Origin of the sequence: Rhodovulum viride (assembly GCF_003265965.1) — a bacterium.
Taxonomy (GTDB): Bacteria; Pseudomonadota; Alphaproteobacteria; order Rhodobacterales; family Rhodobacteraceae; genus Rhodovulum; species Rhodovulum kholense.
The window spans coordinates 36,029-58,482 of sequence record NZ_MUAV01000010.1 but is presented as its reverse complement, the minus strand read 5'-3'; the positions used below and the strand labels follow the sequence as shown (position 1 = coordinate 58,482).

The 22,454-nt window shown below is 66.8% G+C and carries 24 protein-coding genes; 8 read left to right on the top strand and 16 right to left on the bottom strand.

The genetic code is table 11. The features are described 5' to 3' along the window. Positions 1–94 precede the first annotated feature (94 nt). A complete protein-coding gene (locus BYZ73_RS10380; protein WP_112315890.1) occupies positions 95–673 on the top strand; it encodes an LOG family protein in 579 nt (192 codons plus the stop codon). On the opposite strand, the gene rarD is transcribed toward BYZ73_RS10380, so the two are convergent. Both rarD and BYZ73_RS10370 read right to left on the bottom strand, forming a co-directional pair. Beyond that, positions 589–1,542 (bottom strand): EamA family transporter RarD, encoded by a 954-nt coding sequence (gene rarD, locus BYZ73_RS10375; RefSeq protein ID WP_112315889.1) that lies wholly within the window; start codon positions 1,540–1,542, stop codon positions 589–591. The two genes, BYZ73_RS10380 and rarD, sit on opposite strands and share 85 nt — an antisense overlap. Beyond that, complete coding sequence (locus tag BYZ73_RS10370) at positions 1,539–2,678, bottom strand: pyridoxal phosphate-dependent aminotransferase (RefSeq protein ID WP_112315888.1); 1,140 nt, start codon at positions 2,676–2,678, stop codon at positions 1,539–1,541. Before BYZ73_RS10370 ends, rarD begins: the two co-directional genes overlap by 4 nt. A 62-nt stretch (positions 2,679–2,740) precedes the next feature. On the opposite strand from BYZ73_RS10370, the gene BYZ73_RS10365 reads away from it, so the two are divergent. From BYZ73_RS10365 to BYZ73_RS10355, 3 genes are all read left to right on the top strand, one after another. After that, entirely contained in the window at positions 2,741–4,084 is a 1,344-nt protein-coding gene (locus BYZ73_RS10365) for a M48 family metalloprotease (RefSeq protein WP_245943113.1), read from the top strand. Next, on the top strand, positions 4,081–4,815 hold the full coding sequence (locus BYZ73_RS10360; protein WP_112315887.1) for a thioredoxin domain-containing protein: 735 nt from the start codon (positions 4,081–4,083) through the stop codon (positions 4,813–4,815). The genes BYZ73_RS10365 and BYZ73_RS10360 overlap by 4 nt, the downstream gene beginning before the upstream one ends. 88 nt (positions 4,816–4,903) lie before the next feature. After that, positions 4,904–5,662, top strand: coding sequence for a DsbA family protein (locus tag BYZ73_RS10355; RefSeq protein WP_112315886.1), 759 nt, complete (start codon positions 4,904–4,906; stop codon positions 5,660–5,662). Positions 5,663–5,798: 136 nt separating this feature from the next. Here the strand turns inward: BYZ73_RS10355 and ispG are convergent, their stop codons facing one another. After that, the gene (gene ispG, locus BYZ73_RS10350; RefSeq protein ID WP_112315885.1) at positions 5,799–6,935 is read right to left on the bottom strand and encodes a flavodoxin-dependent (E)-4-hydroxy-3-methylbut-2-enyl-diphosphate synthase; all 1,137 of its coding nucleotides are present in this window, start codon (positions 6,933–6,935) and stop codon (positions 5,799–5,801) included. A 220-nt stretch (positions 6,936–7,155) separates the two neighbouring features. Then, positions 7,156–9,288 (bottom strand): methylmalonyl-CoA mutase, encoded by a 2,133-nt coding sequence (gene scpA / locus BYZ73_RS10345; RefSeq protein ID WP_112315884.1) that lies wholly within the window; start codon positions 9,286–9,288, stop codon positions 7,156–7,158. 96 nt (positions 9,289–9,384) lie between these two features. Between scpA and BYZ73_RS10340 the strand changes: the two genes are divergently transcribed. Further along, entirely contained in the window at positions 9,385–9,846 is a 462-nt protein-coding gene (locus BYZ73_RS10340; RefSeq protein ID WP_108026617.1) for a DUF4174 domain-containing protein, read from the top strand. Positions 9,847–9,932: 86 nt separating this feature from the next. Here the strand turns inward: BYZ73_RS10340 and BYZ73_RS10335 are convergent, their stop codons facing one another. The 9 genes from BYZ73_RS10335 to BYZ73_RS10300 form a co-directional block, all read right to left on the bottom strand. Continuing rightward, a complete protein-coding gene (locus BYZ73_RS10335) occupies positions 9,933–10,604 on the bottom strand; it encodes a hypothetical protein (RefSeq protein ID WP_108026614.1) in 672 nt (223 codons plus the stop codon). Then, positions 10,601–11,482, bottom strand: a complete 882-nt coding sequence (locus BYZ73_RS10330; protein ID WP_281269474.1) for a restriction endonuclease — start codon at positions 11,480–11,482, stop codon at positions 10,601–10,603. The genes BYZ73_RS10335 and BYZ73_RS10330 overlap by 4 nt, the downstream gene beginning before the upstream one ends. 20 nt (positions 11,483–11,502) lie before the next feature. Then, positions 11,503–13,503, bottom strand: coding sequence for an acetyl-CoA carboxylase biotin carboxylase subunit (locus tag BYZ73_RS10325; RefSeq protein ID WP_112315882.1), 2,001 nt, complete (start codon positions 13,501–13,503; stop codon positions 11,503–11,505). Between the two features lie 132 nt (positions 13,504–13,635). Further along, positions 13,636–13,839: a hypothetical protein gene (locus BYZ73_RS10320; RefSeq protein WP_075785116.1), complete on the bottom strand. Its 204-nt coding sequence runs from the start codon at positions 13,837–13,839 to the stop codon at positions 13,636–13,638. Between the two features lie 352 nt (positions 13,840–14,191). Beyond that, a complete protein-coding gene (locus tag BYZ73_RS10315) occupies positions 14,192–14,542 on the bottom strand; it encodes a hypothetical protein (RefSeq protein ID WP_108026606.1) in 351 nt (116 codons plus the stop codon). 66 nt (positions 14,543–14,608) lie between these two features. After that, positions 14,609–14,734: a hypothetical protein gene (locus BYZ73_RS24010; RefSeq protein ID WP_256359722.1), complete on the bottom strand. Its 126-nt coding sequence runs from the start codon at positions 14,732–14,734 to the stop codon at positions 14,609–14,611. A gap of 198 nt (positions 14,735–14,932) precedes the next feature. Beyond that, positions 14,933–15,331, bottom strand: coding sequence for a DUF6497 family protein (locus BYZ73_RS10310; protein WP_220086828.1), 399 nt, complete (start codon positions 15,329–15,331; stop codon positions 14,933–14,935). Next, the gene (locus BYZ73_RS10305; RefSeq protein WP_112315881.1) at positions 15,331–15,681 is read right to left on the bottom strand and encodes a hypothetical protein; all 351 of its coding nucleotides are present in this window, start codon (positions 15,679–15,681) and stop codon (positions 15,331–15,333) included. The genes BYZ73_RS10310 and BYZ73_RS10305 overlap by 1 nt, the downstream gene beginning before the upstream one ends. Positions 15,682–15,690: 9 nt before the next feature. Continuing rightward, positions 15,691–17,223 (bottom strand): acyl-CoA carboxylase subunit beta, encoded by a 1,533-nt coding sequence (locus BYZ73_RS10300; protein ID WP_112315880.1) that lies wholly within the window; start codon positions 17,221–17,223, stop codon positions 15,691–15,693. 188 nt (positions 17,224–17,411) lie between these two features. Between BYZ73_RS10300 and BYZ73_RS10295 the strand changes: the two genes are divergently transcribed. The 3 genes from BYZ73_RS10295 to BYZ73_RS10285 all read left to right on the top strand — a co-directional run bounded on the left by BYZ73_RS10295 (position 17,412) and on the right by BYZ73_RS10285 (position 20,532). Continuing rightward, positions 17,412–17,765: a DMT family protein gene (locus BYZ73_RS10295; RefSeq protein WP_108026597.1), complete on the top strand. Its 354-nt coding sequence runs from the start codon at positions 17,412–17,414 to the stop codon at positions 17,763–17,765. A gap of 45 nt (positions 17,766–17,810) precedes the next feature. Further along, positions 17,811–19,046 carry a multidrug effflux MFS transporter gene (locus BYZ73_RS10290; protein ID WP_112315879.1) on the top strand — a complete coding sequence of 412 codons (1,236 nt, stop codon included), beginning with the start codon at positions 17,811–17,813 and terminating at the stop codon, positions 19,044–19,046. Positions 19,047–19,128: 82 nt separating this feature from the next. Further along, entirely contained in the window at positions 19,129–20,532 is a 1,404-nt protein-coding gene (locus BYZ73_RS10285; RefSeq protein WP_108026591.1) for a helix-turn-helix domain-containing protein, read from the top strand. A 10-nt stretch (positions 20,533–20,542) separates the two neighbouring features. Here BYZ73_RS10285 and BYZ73_RS10280 read toward each other — a convergent pair whose 3' ends face one another. The 3 genes from BYZ73_RS10280 to BYZ73_RS10270 all read right to left on the bottom strand — a co-directional run bounded on the left by BYZ73_RS10280 (position 20,543) and on the right by BYZ73_RS10270 (position 22,404). After that, positions 20,543–20,788, bottom strand: coding sequence for an HP1242/YdcH family protein (locus BYZ73_RS10280; RefSeq protein ID WP_108026588.1), 246 nt, complete (start codon positions 20,786–20,788; stop codon positions 20,543–20,545). Positions 20,789–20,872: 84 nt separating this feature from the next. Next, positions 20,873–21,439, bottom strand: a complete 567-nt coding sequence (locus BYZ73_RS10275; protein WP_112315878.1) for a hemerythrin domain-containing protein — start codon at positions 21,437–21,439, stop codon at positions 20,873–20,875. 47 nt (positions 21,440–21,486) lie between these two features. Next, positions 21,487–22,404 (bottom strand): DMT family transporter, encoded by a 918-nt coding sequence (locus BYZ73_RS10270; protein WP_112315877.1) that lies wholly within the window; start codon positions 22,402–22,404, stop codon positions 21,487–21,489. Between the last annotated feature and the right edge of the window lie 50 nt (positions 22,405–22,454).

The following is a 22,454-nucleotide window of genomic DNA, read 5'->3' as shown; positions in this document are numbered from 1 at the left end:
CCCCATCTGCGCGCGTCCCCGCCAGGCGAGCGCCTTGCGAGACCATACCAACCCCGGTATCACGGGTCCAGAAAACCGATCCCGCAGGCGCCCCATGACCCTTCAAAACCCCTCGATCTGTGTCTTCTGCGGCTCACGCGACGGCACGCGCCCCGACTATGCCGAAGCCGCCGAGGCGCTCGGCCATGCGCTGGCCGAGGCGGGCTGGCAACTTGTTTATGGCGCGGGCGATGTCGGATTGATGGGCCGGGTCGCGCGGGCGGCGCAGGCCTCTGGCGGGCGGACCTTCGGGGTGATCCCCGTGCACCTGCTGGACCGCGAGGTCGGCAAGCGCGATCTTTCGACCTTCATCGTGACCGAGAACATGCACGAGCGGAAGAAGGTCATGTACATGAATTCCGACGCGATCGTGGTGCTGCCGGGCGGCGCCGGGTCGCTGGACGAATTCTTCGAGGTGCTGACCTGGCGCCAGCTGGGGCTGCACGCCAAGCCGATCTATCTGCTGAACACGGCAGGCTTCTGGAACCCGCTGAACGCACTGATCCATCATTTCATCGACGAGGGCTTCGCCGAACCCTCGCTTGCGGCCTATGTCCGGGTGGTGCCGGACGTGCCCGCCCTGATGGCGGACCTGCGCGAGGCCCTGTCCTGCCGCAGGCTTTCGGCCGAATAAAGCGCCAGCGCCGTCCAGATCAGGGCGAAGGCCAGGATGTGCCAGCCGGTGAAGGGCTCGCGGAAGACCAGCGTCGCCACCATCACCTGCAGCGTGGGGTTCAGGTACATCACCAGCCCCACGGTCGCGAAGTTCACGCGCTTGGTGGCATAGCTGAACAGCATCAGCGGCAGCGCCGTCAGCGGCCCGGAAAAGATCAGAAGCAGGCTGTCGCCAAGATCGTGGCCGAAGGCGCCCAGCGCCCGGCCGGTCAGCCCGGTCCAGCCTGCGACATGCACCCCCCAGAGCCAGACCACCGCCAGCGGCAACAGCAAGACGACTTCGGCGGTGACCGACACGACCGGCCCGGCGGGCACGCCGCGCTTGGCCAGTCCGTACAGCGCGAAGGTTCCCGCCAGCGCCAGCGACACCCACGGGGCGACGCCGAGCCCCCAGGTCAGCAGGGTGACCGCCACGGCGGCGATGCCCACCGCGCCCCATTGCAGGGCGGTGGGCCGTTCGCCCAGCGCCGCGAAGCCCACCGCCACCGCGACCAGCGGGAAGATGTAATAGCCAAGGCTGGATTCGACCGCATGGCCGATCTGGATCGCGTAGATGAAAAAGAACCAGTTGGTCGAGATCATCACCGCCGCCGCCGCCACCAGCCAGAGTGCCCGGGCCTGACCGAAAAGCCGCCAAAGCTCGGCCAGCCGCCCCTGCACCGCCAGCACCAGCCCGAAGAAGACCAGCGACCAGATCGTCCGGTGGCTCAGCACCTCAAGCGGCGGGACATGGGCCAGCAGCTTGTAATACATCGACGACAGGCCCCAGATCGTCGAGGCCCCCACCATCGCCAGAACGCCCTTCGCGGACGGGCTGAGCGGGCTCATCGCGCCGCCATGAAACGGGCGAGCCGGGCCAGACCTTCCTCGATATCCTCGGTCGAGCGCGCATAGGAAAAGCGCAGCGTGCCCGCCCCCCGGTCCTGGTCGAAATCGAGCCCCGGCGTCACCGCCACCCCGGCCTTTTCAAGGATCTCGGCGGCAAAGGCGCGGCTGTCGGTCGTCAGGTCCGACACGTCGGCATAGACGTAGAAGGCGCCATCGGGCGGCGCGATCCGGGTGAAGCCCGCCTTGGGCAACCCCTCCAGCATCAGCGCGCGGTTCTTGCGGTAAACTTCCAGGTTGGCCTGCAGCTCGTCGCCGCAATCGAGCGCCGCCAGCGCCGCGATCTGGCTGGCATGGGGCGCGCAGATGAAGAGGTTCTGCACCAGACGTTCGACCCGGCGGATATGATCCTCGGGCACCACCATCCAGCCGACGCGCCAGCCGGTCATCGAGAAATACTTGGAAAACGAATTGATGACATAGGTCTCGTCGGTGATCTCGAGCGCGGTCACGGCTTTGCGGTCATATTCGATGCCGTGATAGATCTCGTCCGAGATGAAGGCCGCGCCGCGGGCCTCGGCCGCCCCGATCAATGCGGCCAGCGCATCGCGGTCGAGCATCGTGCCCGAGGGGTTGGCGGGCGAGGCCACCAGCAGCCCGTCGAGATCTTGCGGCAGGTCGCCCGGCACTGGCTGCAGCCGGTGCTGGGTTTCGGTCCGGATCATCACCGGCTCCAGCCCCAGCGCCTTGAGGACCGCCTTGTAGGACGGATAGCCCGGCGCGCCGATCCCGACGCGCGCGCCGACATCGAAAAGCGAGGTGAAGGCCAGCGTGAAACCGCCCGAGGACCCCGGCGTCACCACCACCCGGTCGGGGTTCAGATCGACCCCGTACCACTCGCGGTAAAGCCCCGCGATCCGGGCGCGCAGCGCGGGCAGACCAAGACCCACGGTATAGCCCAGCGGCCCCTCTTCCATCGCGCGGGCCAGAGCCTTCCGGGCCGCGGCGGGGGCGGGCGTGCCGGGCTGGCCCACCTCCATGTGGATGATGGTGCGCCCCTGCGACTCGGCTCGGGCGGCGGCCTCCATCACATCCATCACAATGAAGGGATCGACCTCGCCCCGGCTTGAAACCTTCATGCCCGTCTCCTTAGGGTGCCTGCCAGTTGCAGGCTTTCTTCCAGCCGAGAGGGGCGAGGTCAATGGCAGCCATGACAGGACTGGCGCGCGGTCTGGCGGGCCTCGCCCTGGCGCTGATCGTCCTGCTCGCGCCGCTGGCCGCGCGGGCGCAGTCGCTGATCCGCGACGCCGAGATCGAATATGCTCTGAAACGCCTGACCCAGCCGCTGGCGGTCGCCGCCGGGCTGAGCCCGCAGCGGGTGCGGGTGATGGTTTTGCAGGATTCGAGCCTCAACGCCTTCGTGCTGGATGGCCAGACCATCATGATCCATTCGGGGCTTCTGCTGCGGCTGGAACGCGCGGCCGAGCTTCAGGCGGTGATCTCGCACGAGCTGGCCCATATCGCGAACGGCCATATCACCCGGCGGCTTGCGAATATCCGCGGCGCCGGGTCCGCCGCCGGCATGGGCCTGCTGATGTCGCTGGCGGTGGCGGCCACCGGCAATGCCGACGCGGCCGCGGGGCTGGCGATGGGCACCTCCTCGACGGCGCAGCGGCTGCTGTTCGCCCATACCCGGGCCGAAGAAAGCTCGGCCGACCAGTCGGGCGCGCGTTACATGGCGCGGGCCGGGATCTCGCCCCAGGCGATGGTCGATGTGCTCGAGATGTTTCGCGGTCAGGAGGCCCTGTCCGAGTCCCGGCAGGACCCCTATGTCCGCACCCACCCGCTGCATGCCGACCGACTGCGCAGCGTGCGCGGTTATGCCAGCGCCTACAAGGGAACGACCCAGCCCGATGCCGAGGCCGATTACTGGTTCGCCCGGGCCCGCGGCAAGCTGGGCGCCTTCCTGCAAAGCCCGCGCTATACCCTGCGCCGGGCCGAAAAGGACAAGACCGCCATCGGCATGATGCGCCGCGCCGTGGCCTGGCACCGGACGCCCGATGCGAAACGGGCCATGGCCGAGCTTGCCCGGCTGGAGGCCGCCCAGGGGGGCGACCCGTTCGTGCAAGAGCTGAAAGGCCAGATCCTGCTCGAATCCCGTCAGTTCGGCCCCGCCGCCCAGGCTTATGCGCGGGCCGTCCAGATGGCGCCGAACGAACCCCTGATCCTCGCGGGCTACGGCCGCGCGCTGCTGGCGCTCGACCGTCCGGGCGAGAACCGGCGGGCGCTCGACGCGCTCGAGAAGGCCCGCGCGCGCGATCCGTTCGACCCGCGCATGCTGCGCGATCTGGCGGTGGCCTATGCCCGCACCGGCAATAACGGCATGGCCTCGGTCGCGACAGCCGAGCGCTATGCGATCATGGGGCGGATGGATACGGCGGGCGTCCATGCGCGCCGCGCCGAGGGGCTGTTGCCGCGCGGCTCGCCAGGCTGGCTGCGGGCCGACGACATCGTCGCTGCGGCGGAACGGAGCGCGCGCAATTGAGAGCCCTGATCGTGCTGACCCTTCTGGCCGCCGGAACGCCCGCCCTGGCCGCGTTGACCGCGGAAGAGCGAACCGCCTTCCGCGCCGAGCTGCGCGCCTATCTGATGGACCATCCCGAGGTGATCCGCGAGGCGCTGGAGGGCGCCGAAGCGCGCCGGATGGCGCGCTACGCGGCCAGCGATCTCGACCTGATCGCCGCTCATGCGGATGAGCTTTTCCACGCGCCGGACGACTGGACCGGGGGCAACCCGAACGGTGACGTGACGCTGGTCAGCTTCATCGACTATCGCGCCGAAGATGCCGCACGGGCACTGACCGCGGCGCTGGAGACAGCCGCCAAGGACGGGCGGTTGCGGCTCGTGGTCAAGGACGCGCCCGATCCCGGGAACCCCGAGGCCCTGCGTGCCGCACGCTTCGCCCAGGCGGTGCTCCGGCTTGCGGGGCCCGACGCCTATGGCGCGGCACAGGCCGGGCTCTTTGCGGCGAAAGGGCCGCTCGACCGGGCCGCGCTGGACCGGATCGCCGGGGCGCTGGGGCTCGACCCGGCGACGGTTGCCGTCCGGATGGACGCCCCCGACATCGCAGCGAAGCTTGCCGAGACGCAGGCGCTGGCCGAGGCGCTCGATCTGGGGGCCTCCCCGGCCCAGGTGCTGGACCGCACGCTCGTCCGTGGCGACGTGCCCGCCGTCGCGCTGTCGCGGATGGTCGAGGCCATGCGCCGCAAGAAGTGACCGCTGCGGCCGCATTTGCCCATTGGCCCGGCACCCGGTATGTGGTCGAAGAGGGACCGACCCGCGTCCCCACGAACGGAGAGAGCCGATGACCCGCATGACCGCCGCCGCGCTGATGGCCCTTGGCCTCGCCGCTCCCCTCGCCGCCCCCGCTCAGGCGTTCGATCTCACCGACATGACCGCCGCCGACCGAGAGGCGTTCCGCGCCGAGGTGCGGTCCTATCTGATGGACAATCCCGAGGTGCTGATGGAGGCCATCGGCGTGCTCGAGCAGCGGCAGGCCGACGCCCAGGCGCAGAACGACGAGACCCTGGTCAAGGTCAATGCCAAGGACATCTTCGAGGACGGCTATTCCTGGGTCGGCGGCAATCCCGAGGGGGACGTGACCCTGGTCGAGTTCACCGATTACCGTTGCACCTATTGCCGGAAGGCCTATTCGGAAGTGACGCAACTGGTCGAGGGCGACGGAAACATCCGCTTCGTGGTGAAGGAGTTCCCGATCCTCGGCGACCAGTCGGTTCTGTCCTCGCGCTTTGCCATCGCGGTCCAACAAGTCGCGGGCGACGCAGCCTACGCCAAAGTGCATGACGCACTGATCACCTTCCGCGGCAATGTCACCGACGACTCGCTGAAGCGTCTGGCCGAGGAAAACGGGCTTGACGCGGCCGCGGTGCTCGAGCGGATGAAGGCGCCCGAAGTGGAAAAGGTCATCGCCGAGAACCACGCGCTGGCGCAACGGCTGCAGATCTCGGGGACCCCGACCTTCATCCTCGGCGACCAGATGATCCGCGGCTACGTCCCCCTCGACGGCATGAAGCAACTCGTCGCGGACGTCCGCGCCGACTGAGCCCGTAGCGCAGGTACCCAGGAAAATTCGCGAATTTTCCTGGGCAGCTTTTGTCTTGGTCTTGCCAAGATACGTGCCGGGTTCCGCGCAAAATTCTTCGCAGAAGAATTTTGCGCCCCATCGGCGACAGAATACCCTATTCCGCCGCTTCCGCTTCGGACGCCGCCCGGGCCGCCTCGATCTCGGCAGCCTTCTTCTCGACCTCCTCGACGATATGCTCGATCATCGCCTCGTTCGAGATCCGGTGGTCCTGCTTGCCCGCCAGGTAGACCATCCCGTTACCGTTGCCGCCACCGGTAAAGCCGACATCGGTCATCAGCGCCTCACCCGGCCCGTTCACCACGCAGCCGATGATCGAAAGGCTCATCGGCGTCTTGATGTGCTCAAGCCGCTTCTCCAGCGTCTCGACGGTCTTGATGACGTCAAAACCCTGCCGCGCACAGGACGGGCAGGAGATGATGTTGACGCCCCGGTGCCGCAGCCCCAGCGCCTTGAGGATCTCGTAGCCGACCTTCACCTCCTCGACCGGATCGGCCGACAGCGACACCCGCAGCGTGTCGCCGATCCCCATCCACAGAAGGTTGCCAAGCCCGATCGCCGACTTGATGGTGCCCGGCACGAAGCCGCCCGCCTCGGTGATGCCCAGGTGGATCGGCGCCTCGGTCACCTCGGCGATCCCCTGATAGGCCGCCGCCGCCAGGAACACGTCGGAGGCCTTCACCGACAGCTTGAACTCGAAGAAGTCGTTATCCTCGAGGATCCGGATGTGTTCGAGCGCCGACTCGACCATCGCCTCGGGGCAAGGCTCGCCGTATTTCTCCAGCAGGTGCTTTTCCAGCGAGCCGGCATTGACCCCGATCCGCATCGAGCAGCCGTGGTCGCGGGCGGCCTTGATGACTTCCCTGACCCGCTTTTCGTCGCCGATATTGCCAGGGTTGATCCGCAGGCAGGCGGCCCCCGCCTCGGCGGCCTCGATGCCGCGCTTGTAGTGGAAATGGATGTCCGCCACGATCGGCACGGGGCTTTCGGCGACGATCTCCTTCAGCGCGCGCGACGAGTCCTCGTCGGGCACCGACACCCGCACGATATCCGCGCCCGCCTCGGCCGCCCGCAGGATCTGGCCAAGGGTGCCCTTCACATCGGTCGTGACCGTGTTGGTCATGGTCTGGACCGAGATCGGGGCATCGCCACCGACGGCCACGGGGCCGACATGGATCTGACGGGACTTGCGACGGTCGATGCTGCGCCAGGGGCGCACGGCGTTGAGAGACATGGGTCTACCTGTCCGGGCGTTTGTGAATCCACCTTTTGGATAGAAGATTCCCCGCCTCGGCGCAACGCGCGGCCTTGCCGCGCCCCCCCACCGGCAGCGCGGCACCGGCCCGCCCGTCGACAGAACCGCGCGCCGCAAAAACGCACCGGCCCCGCCGCGCAAGGCAACGGGGCCGGTCTGGTGAACTCGCAGCCCGCGCGAACCGGCGCGGGCGCCGGGATCAGGCGCGGGCTTCGCGGATCAGCCGCAGGATGTCGTTCGCCGCGGCCGGGATGTTGGTGCCCGGCCCGAAGATCGCCTTGACCCCCGCTTTCTTGAGGAAATCGTAGTCCTGATGCGGGATCACGCCGCCGCAGATCACGATGATGTCCTCGGCGCCCTGTGCCTTCAGCGCCTCGATCAGCTTCGGCGCCAGGGTCTTGTGACCTGCCGCCAGCGACGAGATCCCGACCACATGGACGTCGTTGTCGATGGCGTCGCGCGCCGCCTCTTCGGGGGTCTGGAAAAGCGTGCCCACATCGACGTCGAAACCGATATCGGCAAAGGCGGTCGCGATCACCTTGGCGCCGCGGTCATGCCCGTCCTGCCCCATCTTCACGACCAGCATCCGCGGCCGCCGCCCCTCTTCCTCGGCGAAATCCTCGACCGATTTCTGGATCGCGGCAAAGCCTTCGTCGCCCTCATAGGCCGCGCCATAGACGCCCGACAGCGTCTTGACCTCGGCGCGGTGTCTCCCGAACACCTTTTCCATCGCCATGCTGATTTCTCCCACCGTGGCGCGCGCCCGCGCCGCCTCGACCGCCAGCCGCAACAGGTTCCCCTCGCCGCTGGCCGCCGCCTGTTCCAGCGCCTCGAGCGCCGCCGTGCAGGCCGCCGGATCGCGGGTGGCACGGATCTTCTCGATCCGGGCGATCTGGCTGTCGCGCACCTTCATGTTGTCGACATCGAGGATGTCGATCTCGTCCTCCTTCGCGAGGCGGAACTTGTTCACGCCCACGATCACCTCTTCGCCACGGTCGACGCGGGCCTGCCAGCGGGCGGCGGCCTCCTCGATCCGAAGCTTGGGCATGCCCGACGCCACCGCCTTGGTCATGCCACCCATCTCGTCGATTTCCTCGATGATCGCCCAGGCGGCATCCGCCAGATCGGCGGTCAGCTTCTCGACATAGTAGGAGCCCGCCAGCGGATCGACGACCTTGGTGACCTTGGTCTCGTTCTGCAGGATCAGCTGGGTGTTCCGCGCGATCCGGGCCGAGAACTCGGTCGGCAGCGCGATCGCCTCGTCGAAGGCGTTGGTGTGCAGCGACTGGGTGCCGCCCAGAACCGCGCTCATCGCCTCATAGGCCGTGCGGACCACGTTGTTATAGGGGTCCTGTTCGGCCAGGCTGACGCCCGAGGTCTGGCAGTGGGTGCGCAGCATCAGAGATTTGGGGTTCTTCGGCCCGAACTCGGACATGATCCGGTGCCACAGGAAGCGCGCGGCGCGGAGCTTGGCGATCTCCATGAAGAAGTTGGTGCCGATGGCGAAGAAGAAGCTGAGCCTGCCAGCGAAGGCATCGACATCGAGCCCGCGCGCCAGCGCCGTCTTCACGTATTCCTTGCCGTCGGCCAGCGTGAAGGCAAGCTCCTGCACCAGGTTCGCGCCCGCCTCCTGCATGTGGTAGCCCGAGATCGAGATCGAGTTGAAGCGCGGCATGTCGGTCGAGGTGAATTCGATGATGTCCGCGATGATGCGCATCGAGGGTTCGGGCGGATAGATATAGGTGTTCCGCACCATGAACTCCTTCAGGATGTCGTTCTGGATGGTGCCCGACAGCTGCTTTCTCTCGACCCCCTGCTCTTCGCCCGCGACGATGAAGCTCGCGAGGATCGGGATCACCGCGCCGTTCATCGTCATCGACACGGAAATGTCGCCCAGCGGGATGCCGTCGAAGAGGATCTTCATGTCCTCGACGCTGTCGATAGCCACACCCGCCTTGCCGACATCGCCGACCACGCGCGGGTGGTCGCTGTCATAGCCGCGGTGGGTGGCGAGGTCGAAGGCCACCGACACGCCCTGCTGCCCGGCCGCCAGCGCCTTGCGGTAGAAGGCGTTCGATTCCTCGGCCGTCGAAAAGCCCGCATATTGCCGGATCGTCCAGGGCCTGCCCGCATACATCGTAGCCTTGGGGCCGCGCGTGAAGGGCGCCTCGCCGGGGACCGAGCCCATATGGGCGAGCCCCTCGGTATCGGCCTCGGTGTAAAGCGGCTTGACCGGAATGCCCTCGGGGGTTTCCCAGGTCAGGCTGTCGAGCGGCTTGCCGCGCAGTTCCTTTTCGGCCAGAGCGGCCCAGCGTTTGGTCTTGTCCGTCATCGGATCTGTCCTTCTTCTGCTTGGCCCGCGCCGGGCGCGGGTTCAGACTTCGCTTTCCGCCCGCCTGCACCTATATCTGGGCCGACAGGAGGGCTCATGAAAAAATACCTGACGATCTTGGCATGGGCCGCGCTGGTTCCGCTGGCGGGCACCGCCGATGCGGTGAGCGAACCCGAGCCGCTGGCGCGCTGGGAAGCCGACCGCAGCGTGGTGCTGGATGCCGGAGGCGTCCGGCTGTCCGACTTCCACTGGATGGCGCGGCCGGTCGTCGTCTTTGCCGACAGCCCCGCCGACCCGCAATACCAGACCCAGATCCAGCTTCTGACCGACCGCATCGACGAGCTTGCCGAACGCGACGTGGTGGTAATCGTCGATACCGACCCCGAGGCCCAGACCGAACTGCGCACGAAACTGCGCCCGCGCGGCTTCATGCTGGTGCTGATCGGCAAGGATGGCGGCGTGAAGTTCCGCAAGCCTCTGCCCTGGGACGTGCGCGAGATTTCCCGCTCGATCGACAAGATCCCGTTGCGCCAGCAGGAGATCCGCGACCGGCGCTGAGCCCTGTGCTTGCGCAAGGGCGCGCGCTCGCCTATCCTTGGCAAGCCTTCAAAGGAGATGTTCAATGGCAAGTCCACGCAACACCCCTATTCCGGTGACCGGCCGGACCGGGCCGCGCCCGGGTTACTGATCCGCGACGCCGCCCTGGCGGCGGCGCCTGCCGTGTCGATCCCGGCCGCAATTTCCCTTGTAATACGGGCTTCTTCGTCCATCGCGCCTTTGCGGCCGTCCCTGGCAAAGGCCTCGATCATCCGCAACGCGAAATGGCCGTCATGGAAGGCCTGCACCTTCAGCGCGATGTAATCCTCGTACATCGCGATCCGCCGCTCGGGCTCGAGCGCGCGAAACCGTTCGCCGCGCATGTCGGCGATCATCGCCTCGATGGCGAAAAGCTGGCTGTAGTAGGAGACGACCGGGTCGATGGTGACGCGCGGCAGGATATGGATCTCGGCGACCAGCGCCCGGAAGACGGTATCGTTCCTTTCGCGCGGGATCAGCGGCACGAAACCCGCATCCTCCCGCATCCGTGCCGCCATCGCGTCGCGATAGGCGGCCAGAGCCTCGGGGCTTTCCAGATTGGCCAGACAGGACGCGATCTCGGCATAAAGCGCGCGATGCACGTCCCGCGTCCGTTCGGCCCGCAGCGCGGCCGCCACCCGCCGGTTCTGCCAGCCATTCACGATCCAGCCGATGGCCACGAAGGCCCCGGCAACGATCGCCTGCCAGATCCGGGCATCGAGGACGGCCGGAGGGGTCATTCGAAGTACTCCTCGTCGATCTCGTGCACGGGGAAGACCTGCCGGACGCGGCAGCCGACCTCGTAGGCGATCATCAGATCCGCCAGCCTCGGGCCATCGACCAGAACGATCCGCGCCCCAAGCTTTTCGGCCGTCGCCTCGGCCGAGGGCGAGAAGCGCGCGGTGGTCACGAAGACGCCCCGGCTGACATCCTTGAGGCTGAGCGCCCCGAAGAAGTCGCGGATCTCGCCCGATCCGACGGTCGTGCCCTCGCCATAGCGCTTGGCCTGCACATAGACCTGATCGACGCCCAGAGGGTCCTTGTCGATCACGCCATCGACGCCGTTGTCGCCACTTCCGCCGAGGATCGCGGACCGGCCTCCGGGCCCGCCATAGCCCATGGCGATCAGCAGGTTGACGACCGTTTCCTCGAAAAACCGGGGCGATCCCTCGCGCAGCCGCCCCAACAGCTCGGAGGCAAGCCCGTCCCGGATCTCGTCATGGGCGGCCGCAAGAACCTCCTCCGGGGTGGCGGCGACATCACCGGACTCTTCGGTGCAGGCCGCGTCGTCTTTCGGCCCTCTCGTGCGCGACTGAAAGTCGAGGAAGGACGGAAACCTCTTCAGATAGGCGACCGTGATGCGGTCGGGCGCTTCGGCAAGCGCTGTCCGTCCGTCTTCGGTGATCTCGAACCAGCCGCGCCGGGGCGAGCGGACAAGCCGCGCCTGCTTGAGATAGCTCCGGGCCCAATGGACCCGGTTCGCCATCCGGCTCTGCCGACCGCTTGGCAGCATCTCGGAACGCTCCTCGGGCGTCAGCTCGAAAAGCGCGGAGATCTCTTCCACAACATCGGACACGCGCCGTTCTCCAGCCACTGCGGACTGGAGAACGGGACGCATCAATGTCTGGAAGTCGGGGATCATTCGAATTCCATGATCACTTCGTCGACGGCGAGGCTTTGGCCCGGACCGGCGTTGATCCTGGAAACGATGCCCTTCCTTTCGGCGCGCAACGTGTTCTGCATCTTCATCGCCTCGACCACGCACAGCGCCTGGCCTTCCTGGACCTCCTGGCCTTCCTCGACGTCGATGGTCACGATCAGACCGGGCATCGGGCAAAGCAGCAGTTTCGAGGTGTCCGGCGGCAGCTTTTCGGGCATCAGCGCGGCCAGTTCCGCCTGGCGGGGGGTGAAAACCTGCGCCTTGATCTCGGCGCCGCGGTGACGGATCACGAAGCCATGCGACGTCGGCCCGACCTTCAGCACCAGGGGCTCGCCGTCGATATGCAGCACCGCCAGCGGCTGGCCGGGACGCCAGTCCGACGTGACCCGGTGATGATCGCCGCCCTCGAACTGGATCGTCGCGCCCTCGTGGTCGGCGGCCACCGTCAGCGGGAAGCTTTCGCCCTGGGCCACCACGACCCAGTCGCCGCCCACGGTGCGTTCGTGATTGTCCATCCGCCCCGAAATGCGCGCGCGCCGGATCTCGACCACGCGGAACATCGCGGCGGCGGCGGCGGCCACCTTGCGCAACTCGGGCTCGGGCAGCGCGACGCCCGCAAAGCCGTCGGGATATTCCTCGGCGATGAAGGCGGTCGTGATGTCGCCCGCGCAGAACTTGGGATGGTCCATCACCGCCGAGAGGAACGGCAGGTTGTGACCGATGCCCTCGACCTCGAAGGCGTCGAGCGCGGTCCGCATCTCGTCGATGGCCTGCGCCCGGGTCGGCGCCCAGGTGCAGAGCTTGGCGATCATCGGGTCGTAATACATCGAGATTTCGCCGCCTTCGTAGACGCCGGTATCGTTGCGCACGACGGCCGCGTCATGGGCGGATTCCGCCGGCGGGCGATAGCGCGTCAGCCGCCCGATCGAGGGCAGGAAATTGCGGTAGGGGTCCTCGGCGTAAAGCCGGCTTTCCATCGCCCAGCCATTGATTTTCAGGTCCTTCTGCGCGAAGGGCAGCGTCTTGCCCGCGGCGACATTGATCATCTGTTCGACAAGGTCGATGCCGGTGATCAGCTCGGTCACCGGATGTTCCACCTGCAGACGGGTGTTCATCTCGAGGAAATAGAAGTTCTTCTGGCCGTCGACGATGAACTCGACCGTGCCCGCGCTGCAATAGCCCACGGCACGGGCCAGCGCGACCGCCTGTTCGCCCATGGCCTTGCGGGTCGCCTCGTCGAGGAAGGGCGAGGGCGCCTCTTCGATGACCTTCTGGTTCCGGCGCTGGATCGAGCATTCGCGTTCATGCAGATAGACGCAGTTGCCGTGCTTGTCGGCCAGCACCTGGATCTCGATATGGCGCGGCTGGGTGACGAATTTCTCGATGAAGATCCGGTCGTCGCCAAAGCTGTTGGCGGCCTCGTTCTTCGAGGCCTGGAAGCCCTCGCGCGCCTCCTGGTCGTTCCAGGCGATTCGCATGCCCTTGCCGCCACCGCCCGCCGAGGCCTTGATCATCACCGGATAGCCGATCTGCTGACTGATCTTCACCGCCTCGTCGGCATCCTCGATCAGGCCCATATAGCCCGGCACGGTCGAGACACCCGCCTCGGCTGCGAGCTTCTTCGAGGTGATCTTGTCGCCCATCGCCTCGATGGCGCTGGCGGGCGGGCCGATGAAGGCGACCTCGGCCTTCTCGAGCGCCTCGGCGAACAGCTTGTTCTCGGACAGGAAGCCATAGCCCGGATGCACCGCCTGGGCGCCGCTTTCCTTGATCGCGGCCATGATCTTGTCGATCACGATATAGGACTGGTTCGCGGGCGGGGGACCGATATGGATCGCCTCATCGGCCATCTGCACATGCAGCGCATGCCGGTCGGCGTCGGAATAGACCGCCACCGTCTTGATACCCATCTTGCGGGCGGTCTTGATGACCCGGCAGGCGATCTCCCCCCGGTTCGCGATCAGGATCTTGTCGAACATCTCTGTCCCTTCCAGCGTTCCGCCCGGACGAGCCCGCCCCGGCGCTTACAAAGCAAAGGGCCACCGGGGCGCACCGCCCCGATGACCCTCACAAATTCTCGTCCGAACGGGCCAGCGGCCCGCCGGTTCAGATCAGCGGCACACGCCCGCGTCGTCGCACATGGCGCCGCCAAGCGCGCCGATCGCGGCACCGGCCGCCACGTTGGTGTCAAGCACATCCGCGATGAGCGCGCCGCCGAGGCCGCCCGCGACAGCGCGCTGGCTGTCATTGGACATGTTGCATCCGGCCAGCATGCCTGCTGCGGCCAGCAGCACGAGAAACTTTGGACTGGGCATTCTACTCCGCCTCCACGGATCTTGTTGTTGCGCGCGCAAGATACCGGCAAGCGCCGTGCGGCGAAACGAAAATGCGCAGGACTGTTGCCCCGGAACGACGCAATCGGCGCAGAAAAGCGCGCGCGGGACCGGCGTTGCGGGAGGGTCGGCCTGACCCGGAAAATTGGGTCAGGCCTGGGGGTTGGGGAAGGGTAACGGTAGAAATAAGCAGATTGCGCTAGGGGTAAATCGCCAACCTGCCGGGTATCACTGTCACCGGAACCGGAACAAAAGAAAAGCGCACAACGCAGGGGAGAGCAGGTTTGAGCAATTTCCCGCCGATCCCGAAACGCGCTGGGCAAATTCGTGCGCATCATTGCCCCCCGAAGAGCTCTGGGAAGGTCGCCATGGCCCGGTCGAGATCGACGCGCAGCAGCGCCTCGTAGCTTTCGGGATCGAACGGCTCTTCCGCCGGCACCACCTCGCGGCCCAGAAGCCACGAGAGTCGCCCCGCATCGAGATTGCCGCGTTCGAACGGCGCGTCGCCGAACTGCTCGATCAGCGCGGCCAGAAACCCCGCATCGGCGCGGCGGTCGGCCGGGCGCCGGTCGGCGAAGCGTTCGCGCGCGATCAGGCGGGACGCCCCGTCCTTGTTCGCGCGGCGGATGGTGAATTGAAAGTCCGTCCCGGGCAGACGGGACGGGAATCCCCGGTGTTTCAGCATGGCGCGCCTCCGTGGGGACCGGGGCGCGGCGAAGCCGGGGCGGGCCGCGCCCGCCCCTCGCCCCGATCAGTACTTGTTATAGGTCGGTTCGGGCTGAACCGGTTCGACATAGACCACTTCTTCCTTCTGGGCGCAGGCCGCAACAAAGGCGACGAGCGAGAGGGCGAAAAGGGTCTTGACGCATTTGGACATAGGACACTCCCGTCTGGTTTCGGCGCGGGCCGCGACCCGGCGCCTGACTTATGGAAGGCCGCCCGCAGGCGACCTTCGGGGAGGATAGAGCAATCTTCGGGCTTTGCACATGCCGCCCCGGCGACACGTGCCGGTTGTGGCGAAAAAGGGGCTGGCGGACACACTGCGCCGATCGGGCGGACGGAAATCGGCATCGTCTCAGAACCCTTCCCAGATGCAGTGCCCCGCCTCGGGACGGTAGGCCTCGAAGAACTGCGTGGCCTCGGGATCGGACTGCCCGAAGGGCACCGGGCGGTCCATCAGAGTGATGACGATCTGTGCGGGCTCCGGCCCCGCCCCGGCCAGACGCGACAGCGCGAAATGCTCGCACAGATAGTCCATGTCGCCCTGGGCCTCTTCCGGCGTCAGCGCGCCCCCCTCGCGCCCGATCTCGGGGGCCAGAAACCGGAACCGCACGGTCAGCCCGGCCGGTCCGGGTTCGCCGGTGACAGTGTCGAGATGGGTCACCGACTGGCCCGACGGCACATCGACCACCGTGCCGGTGCCGCCCAGCACCAGCACCGCCGCCGCCAGAAGGAACGCGCGCCCGGCCGCCATCACGCCAGGCCTTCGATCCGGGCCCGGGCCAGCCAGCGGCTCCGGTGGACGGGGCTGGTCAACAGGGCGCCAATCCGGGCCTCGCAGTCAAGACGCGGGAAAGGGGCTGCGGCGCGACCTCCGGCGCTTACCCGCAGCCCCTGCCCCTCCTCCTCGACTCGAATGACCGGCGAGAACCCGCGCAGGTCCTGCAGCATGCGCCACAGATCCTGGCGGATCTGCAGGGCCAGCCGACCCTTGCGGGCGGGCGGGAAGGCCGCGCTTGCGCAAAGATCGAAGCGCACGGGCAGGTGCCGCGCCATCGTCAGCGCGCCCTCCTCCCGCAGCATGTGCCAGCCCCGCAGCGCCATTCGTCCGGCCTAAAGCGGAATGTTGTCGTGTTTCTTCCAGGCCGTCTCGCGGCGCTTGCCCCGAAGCGAGGCAAAGGCGCGGCAGATCCGGCGGCGGGTCGAGCGGGGCTGGATCACCTCGTCGATGAAGCCGCGTTCGGCCGCCACGAAGGGGTTGGCAAAGCGGTCCTCGTAATCCTTGGTGCGCCGCGCGATCTTGTCCGGATCGCCCAGTTCGGACCGGTACAGGATCTCGGTCGCGCCCTTGGCCCCCATCACCGCGATTTCGGCCGTGGGCCAGGCGTAGTTGAAATCGCCCCGCAGGTGTTTCGAGGACATCACGTCATAGGCCCCGCCATAGGCCTTGCGGGTGATGACGGTCACTTTCGGCACCGTCGCCTCGCCATAGGCGAACAGCAGCTTGGCGCCGTGCTTGATGACCCCGCCATATTCCTGGCCCGTCCCCGGCAGGAAGCCCGGCACGTCGACGAAGGTCAGGATCGGGATCTCGAAGCAGTCGCAGAAGCGCACGAAGCGCGCCGCCTTGCGGCTGGAATCGATGTCGAGACAGCCCGCCAGCACCATCGGCTGGTTCGCCACCACGCCGACCGTCTGGCCTTCGAGCCGGACGAAGCCGGTGATGATGTTCTTGGCGAAATCGGCCTGGATCTCGTAGAAATCGCCCTCGTCCGCGACCTTCAGGATCAGCTCCTTCATGTCGTAAGGCGTGTTCGGGTTGTCGGGGATCAGCGTGTCGAGGCTGGCATCGACCCGACCAGGCTCGTCGAAGAAGGGCCGCACCGGCGGCTTCTCGCGGTTGTTGAGCGGCAGGAAGTCGACCAGCCGACGCACCTGGTAAAGCGCCTCGACATCGTTCTCGAAGGCGCCATCGGCGACCGAGGATTTCTTCGTATGGGTCGAGGCGCCGCCCAGTTCCTCGGCGGTGACGACCTCGTTGGTGACGGTCTTCACCACATCGGGGCCCGTCACGAACATGTAGGACGAATCGCGCACCATGAAGATGAAGTCGGTCATGGCCGGGCTGTAGACCGCGCCGCCCGCGCAGGGCCCCATGATGACCGAGATCTGCGGGACCACGCCCGAGGCCTCGATATTGCGCTGAAACACCTCGGCATAGCCCGCGAGCGAGGCGACGCCTTCCTGGATGCGGGCGCCGCCAGAATCGTTCAGCCCGATCACCGGGGCGCCGTTCTGCACCGCCATGTCCATGATCTTGCAGATCTTCTGGGCGTGAGTTTCGGACAGCGACCCGCCGAACACGGTGAAATCCTGGCTGAACACATAGACCATGCGGCCGTTGACCGTGCCCCAGCCGGTGACGACGCCGTCGCCATAGGGACGGCTTTCCTCCATCCCGAAATCGGTGCAGCGATGGGCGACGAACATGTCGAATTCCTCGAACGAGCCCTCGTCCAGCAGCAGTTCGATCCGCTCGCGCGCCGTCAGCTTGCCCTTGGCGTGCTGGCTTTCGATCCGCCGCTCGCCGCCGCCCAGGCGAGCGATACTGCGGCGGCGCTCGAGTTCGTTGAGGATATCTTTCATCGGCGATGCCCCTTACGGAAATTTTCGGCAACCTAGCCATGTGGTCAGCTTCATCAAAGTGTTAAACGGTAAATTTGCAAACTATTTCCCGCCTCCATGGTGCATATTGTAAATTCGCAAATATCATGGACGGATCGCCCCTTTATGCCATATCGCCAGAGGCGCTGCCCACCCTCCGGAGCCCCCTCATGCCCGCCCTGCCGGTGCCCGTCGTCACGATCGGCCTTCTCGTCCTGTCCAACATCTTCATGACTTTCGCCTGGTACGGGCATCTCAAGTTCAAGGCGGCGCCGCTGGCCGTGGTGATCGTCGCCAGCTGGGGCATCGCCTTCTTCGAATACCTGCTTCAGGTGCCTGCGAACCGGATCGGCCACGGGCATTTCTCGGCGGCCCAGCTGAAGACGCTTCAGGAGGTCATCACCCTGACCGTCTTCAGTGGCTTCTCTGTGCTCTATCTCGGAGAAGAGCTGCATTGGAATCATGCGCTTGGCTTCGTCTTCATCGGGCTTGGCGCGTTCTTCATCTTCCACCGCTGGTCCTAGCCGATCCCGCTGGACAAGACCCGCTTTGCCCCCTACCCGGAAGTCATGATGCCGCAGCCCAAAGTCCGTTTTCTGGACCGCACCACCCCACCCCATGTGCTGACCCTGGTTTTGCTGGCCGGCCTGCCGGCCCTGACCATGAACATCTTCCTGCCGTCGCTGCCGCAGATGGCCGCGCATTTCGGCACCGACTATGGCGTGATGCAGCTGTCGGTCGCGGCCTATCTGGCAGTGAACGCGGTGCTGCAGCTGATGATCGGGCCGATCTCGGACCGCTACGGGCGGCGGCCGGTGCTGCTGATCTCGACCGCGCTTTTCCTGGTCGCCACGCTGGGCTGCATGCTGGCCCCGACGATCGAGGTCTTCATGGCCTTCCGCATGGCCCAGGCGGTGATCGTGACCGGCATGGTGCTGAGCCGTGCTGTGGTGCGCGACATGGTCGCCGACAGCCAGGCCGCTTCGATGATCGGCTATGTCACCATGGGCATGGCACTGGTGCCGATGATCGGCCCGACCATCGGCGGCGTGCTGGACGAGATCTGGGGCTGGCAATCGACCTTCGCCGCCCTGGTCGTGGCCGGGCTCGGCGTGCTGGCGCTGGTCTGGGCCGATCTGGGCGAAACCGCCGCGCCGCGGGATGTCAGCCTGCTGGGCCAGTTCCGGCAGTATCCCGAACTGGTGCGGTCGCGCCGCTTCTGGGGCTATGCGCTGACCGCGGCTTTCTCGTCGGGCGCCTTCTTTGCCTATCTCGGCGGCGCGCCCTTCGTGGGCAGCCATGTCTTCGGGCTCTCTCCCTCGACGCTGGGGCTTTATTTCGGGATCGTGGCGGTCGGCTACATGGGGGGCAACTTCCTGTCGGGGCGCTACTCGGTCCGGGTCGGCATCAACGGGATGATCTTCTGGGGCACGCTGATCGCGCTGGTCGCGCCGGGCGTGTCGATGGCGCTGTTCGGCCTTGGCCTCATGCATCCGCTGGCCTTCTTCGGAGCGATGTCGCTGGTCGGGCTTGGCAATGGCATGGTGCTGCCCAATGCCATTGCCGGGACGCTGTCGGTGCGTCCGCATCTGGCGGGCACGGCCAGCGGGCTGGGCGGGGCGATCATGATCGGCGGGGGCGCGGCGCTGTCGGCGCTGGCGGGCGCATTGCTGAAACCCGGCACCGGCGCCTGGCCGCTGCTGATCATCATGGCCGCAACCTCGGCTGCCGCGGTCGTCGCCGTGCTTTACGTGCGCTGGATCGACAGCCGCGAAGGCCCCATCGCGTCGATGCCGAAAGGCTGAACCTGGATTCGAGCCCCGGCTTGCGCGGCCGCTTTGCAAAGGCTACCATAACGGGTGGCAAATCCGCAAAGCGAGGCCCGCCATGGCGACACGCAAACTCTATGCCGGCGTCAAGCTGCGCGAGACGCGGACCAGGCTGGGACTGACCCAGAAGGACTTCGCGGCCCGGCTGGGGATCTCGCTGCCCTATCTGAACCAGATGGAGAACAACAACCGTCCGGTCTCGTCTTCGGTTCTGCTGGCGCTGGCCTCGGAATTCGGCTTCGACGTGACCGAACTGTCCGAAGGCGATGCCGAACGCCTGGTCAGCGACATGCGCGAGGCGCTCGCCGACCCGGTCTTCAGCGACCTGGCCCCGCCGCTGGCCGATCTCAGGCTTGCCGCCTCGAACGCCCCGGCGCTGGCCCGCGCCTTTCTGGAACTGCACCGCGCCTATCGCCAAAGCCATGAACGGCTTGCCTCACTGGACGAGGCGCTGGGGCGCGAGGATGCGTCCCTGGGGCCGTCCCCTTGGGAGGAGGTGCGCGACTTCTTTCACTATTGCGACAATTACATCGACGCCATGGACCGCGCAGCGGAACGTTTCGCACGCGGGCCGGAAGGCGGCCCCGACCCCGAACAGCGCGCCCTCGCCGCATTGGAATCGCAGGGCATATCTTTGACCTTCAAGGATATTCCCGGGCTTCGTGCCTATGACGAAGACAGCCGGACGCTGACCCTGTCCAGCCACCTGCGCGGCCCGACCCGGCGGTTTCAGCTCTTGCACCAGATCGCCCTTCTGACACAGTCGCAACTGCTGGAAGCCACGCTGGACCTCGCCCGGTTCCAAAGCCCGGCGGCCCGCGCCATTGCCCGGATCGGCATGGCGAACTATTTCGCGGGCGCGGCACTCCTGCCCTATAACCGCTTCCTCGAGGCGGCGCAGGAGACGCGCCACGATCTGGAACTGCTGGCGGACCGCTTCGGCGCCTCGATCGAGCAGGTGGCCCACCGGCTTTCGACCCTGCAGCGCCCCGGCGCCAAGGGGCTGCCCTTCTTCTTCGTGCGGGTCGATCAGGCCGGAACGATCACCAAGCGCCACTCGACCACGCGGCTGCAATTCGCGCGGTTCGGGGGCGCCTGCCCGCTTTGGAACGTGCATCGCGCCTTCGAGACGCCGGGACGGTTCCTGCGCCAGCTGGCCGAGACGCCGGACGGGCTGCGCTATGTCTCGCTGGCCCGCGACGTGTCGAAACCGGGGGGCGCCTGGCGTGCTCCGGTCCGCCGCTATGCCATCGGGCTGGGCTGCGAGGTGCGCCATGCCGATCAGCTGGTCTATGCCGACGATCTCGATACCGGCAATTCCGCCGCCTACGAACCCATAGGGATCTCGTGCCGGATCTGCGAACGCCGCGACTGCCACCAGCGCGCCGTGCCGCCGCTGGAACGGCGCCTGACGGTCGATGCCAACCGTCGCGGCCTCTTGCCCTACGAGGTCGCCGACTGAGGGCGCGGCGTCAGGCCGAGGCTTGATTTAGGATGCGGACCAGTTCGTCCTTCAGATGCATCCGCGTCTTGCGCATCTCGGTCAGGTGCAGGTCGTCGGTCGGTTCGACATCGCTCTCGGCCCGGTGCACCGCGCCGTTGATCTCGTGATACTCCTGAAAGAGGCGCGCGAAATGGGCGTCGCTGTCCTTCAGCGCCTCGATCAGACGCGCCTTGTCGGGAAAATCCGCGGCAAGCTCGTGCGGCGTGTGGGTCATCGCCTCCTCCTGTACTCCCATACCTGAACCGAAGCCTAGGAGCGTGGGATCTGCGCCGTCCTTGACACCGATCAAAGGGCGGCCTCAGCCGACAAGCCCTTCGCCGTGCCGCAGAAGGATCGGGACGACGATTTCTTCCTCGTCGAACAGGTGGCGGTCGAGGAACCAGCCGAAGCGGTCCAGCCGCGCCTGAAGCCGCCCCGCCGCGTCGTGCTGCGCCTCGGACTCGGCCCCGATCAGTGTGCCCACCGCCGTCGCGAGGGCGTCGAGATGCCCCTCGAACGCGTGGTGATCGGCATCGAGGATCTCGAAGCCCGCACCCAGCCGTGGCTCGAGCGATGCAAGCTGAGGGAAATAATGCAGATCCTCGATCTTGTGATGGCCGTAAAGTTCGCTGAGCAAGATGGCGGCCTGGCGCCGGACGGCGCGGATCGCGGGCTCCGGCGGCGCCGCACCGTCGTAAAGGCGGCGGGCCTCGTCTTCCATCTGCGCCAGAAGCGACCGGAACATGATATGCCGGTCGAGCCAGAAGCGGGTCACACCATCGGGGGGCACGGTGCTGTCCCAGAGATCGCGCGGATAGTCCGCAAGCAGAACCCTCAGCGTGTCGGGAAGCCCGGTTCTCAGGGCCAATGCCCAATCGTCTTTCATGGATCTGACGCTAGCGCGGCGGCCCGCCCGCTCAAGCCCGGCTGACGCTACGTTTCCGGCGCATGGGCCGGCGGCGTCACTGCGCGCCTTTTATGGACCGCCTCGCGCCAGGTGATGAAGACGACCGATCCGATGATCATGCCTCCGCCCAGCAGCACCCAGCCATCGACTGCCTCGCCGAAGGCCAGCCAGCCGACCAGCGTCGCCCAGACCAGTTGCAGGAAAGTGATCGGCTGGGTCACGGTCAGCGGCGCGGCGCGGAAGGCGCGGGTCATGGTGTAATGCCCGGCGGTCGCGAAAAGGGCGACCAGGAACAGCCCCGCCACCTGATCCCAGCGCGGCGTGACCCAGACCGCCAACGCGACCGGCGCCAGCACGACGGTCACCGCGATCGACATCATCGCGACCACCACCACCGCATCGTCACGTTCGCTCAGCAGCTTGGCGGTCAGATAGGAGATGCCGAAAAGGACGGCCGTGAACAGCATCGCGACATGACCGTCCGAGATTTCGCGAAACCCCGGGCGCAGGATCACCAGCACCCCCAGAAAGGCGGCGGCGATGGCCAGAATGCGCCGCGCCGCCAGCCTCTCGCCGAACAGGAGCGCGGCGCCCAGGGTGACGTAGATCGGGTTGAGGTAGTTCATTGCCGTGACCTCGGCGACCGGGATCCGGGTCATCGCGAAGAACCAGCAGATCACGCCCAGCGCATGGGCCAGACCGCGGCCGCCGTACAGCATCAGCCGGCCCCGGTCCATCCGGAGGCGCGACAGACGCCCCAGCACCGGCAGCAGGAAGACAAGACCCAGCACATAGCGCAGAAAGGCCGATTGCGCCGCCGGGATGCCCTGCCCAGAGAGCTTCACCAGCGCGGTTACCGCCACAAAACACACCCCGGTCACCAGCATCCAGAGAATGCCCGCGACCGGGTTCTGGCCCCTTGCGGGCACCGACTGCATCGCCATGTCTTCCCGCTTGCCACGGCGGGGACCGCCTTGCAAGCGCGGCCACGTAA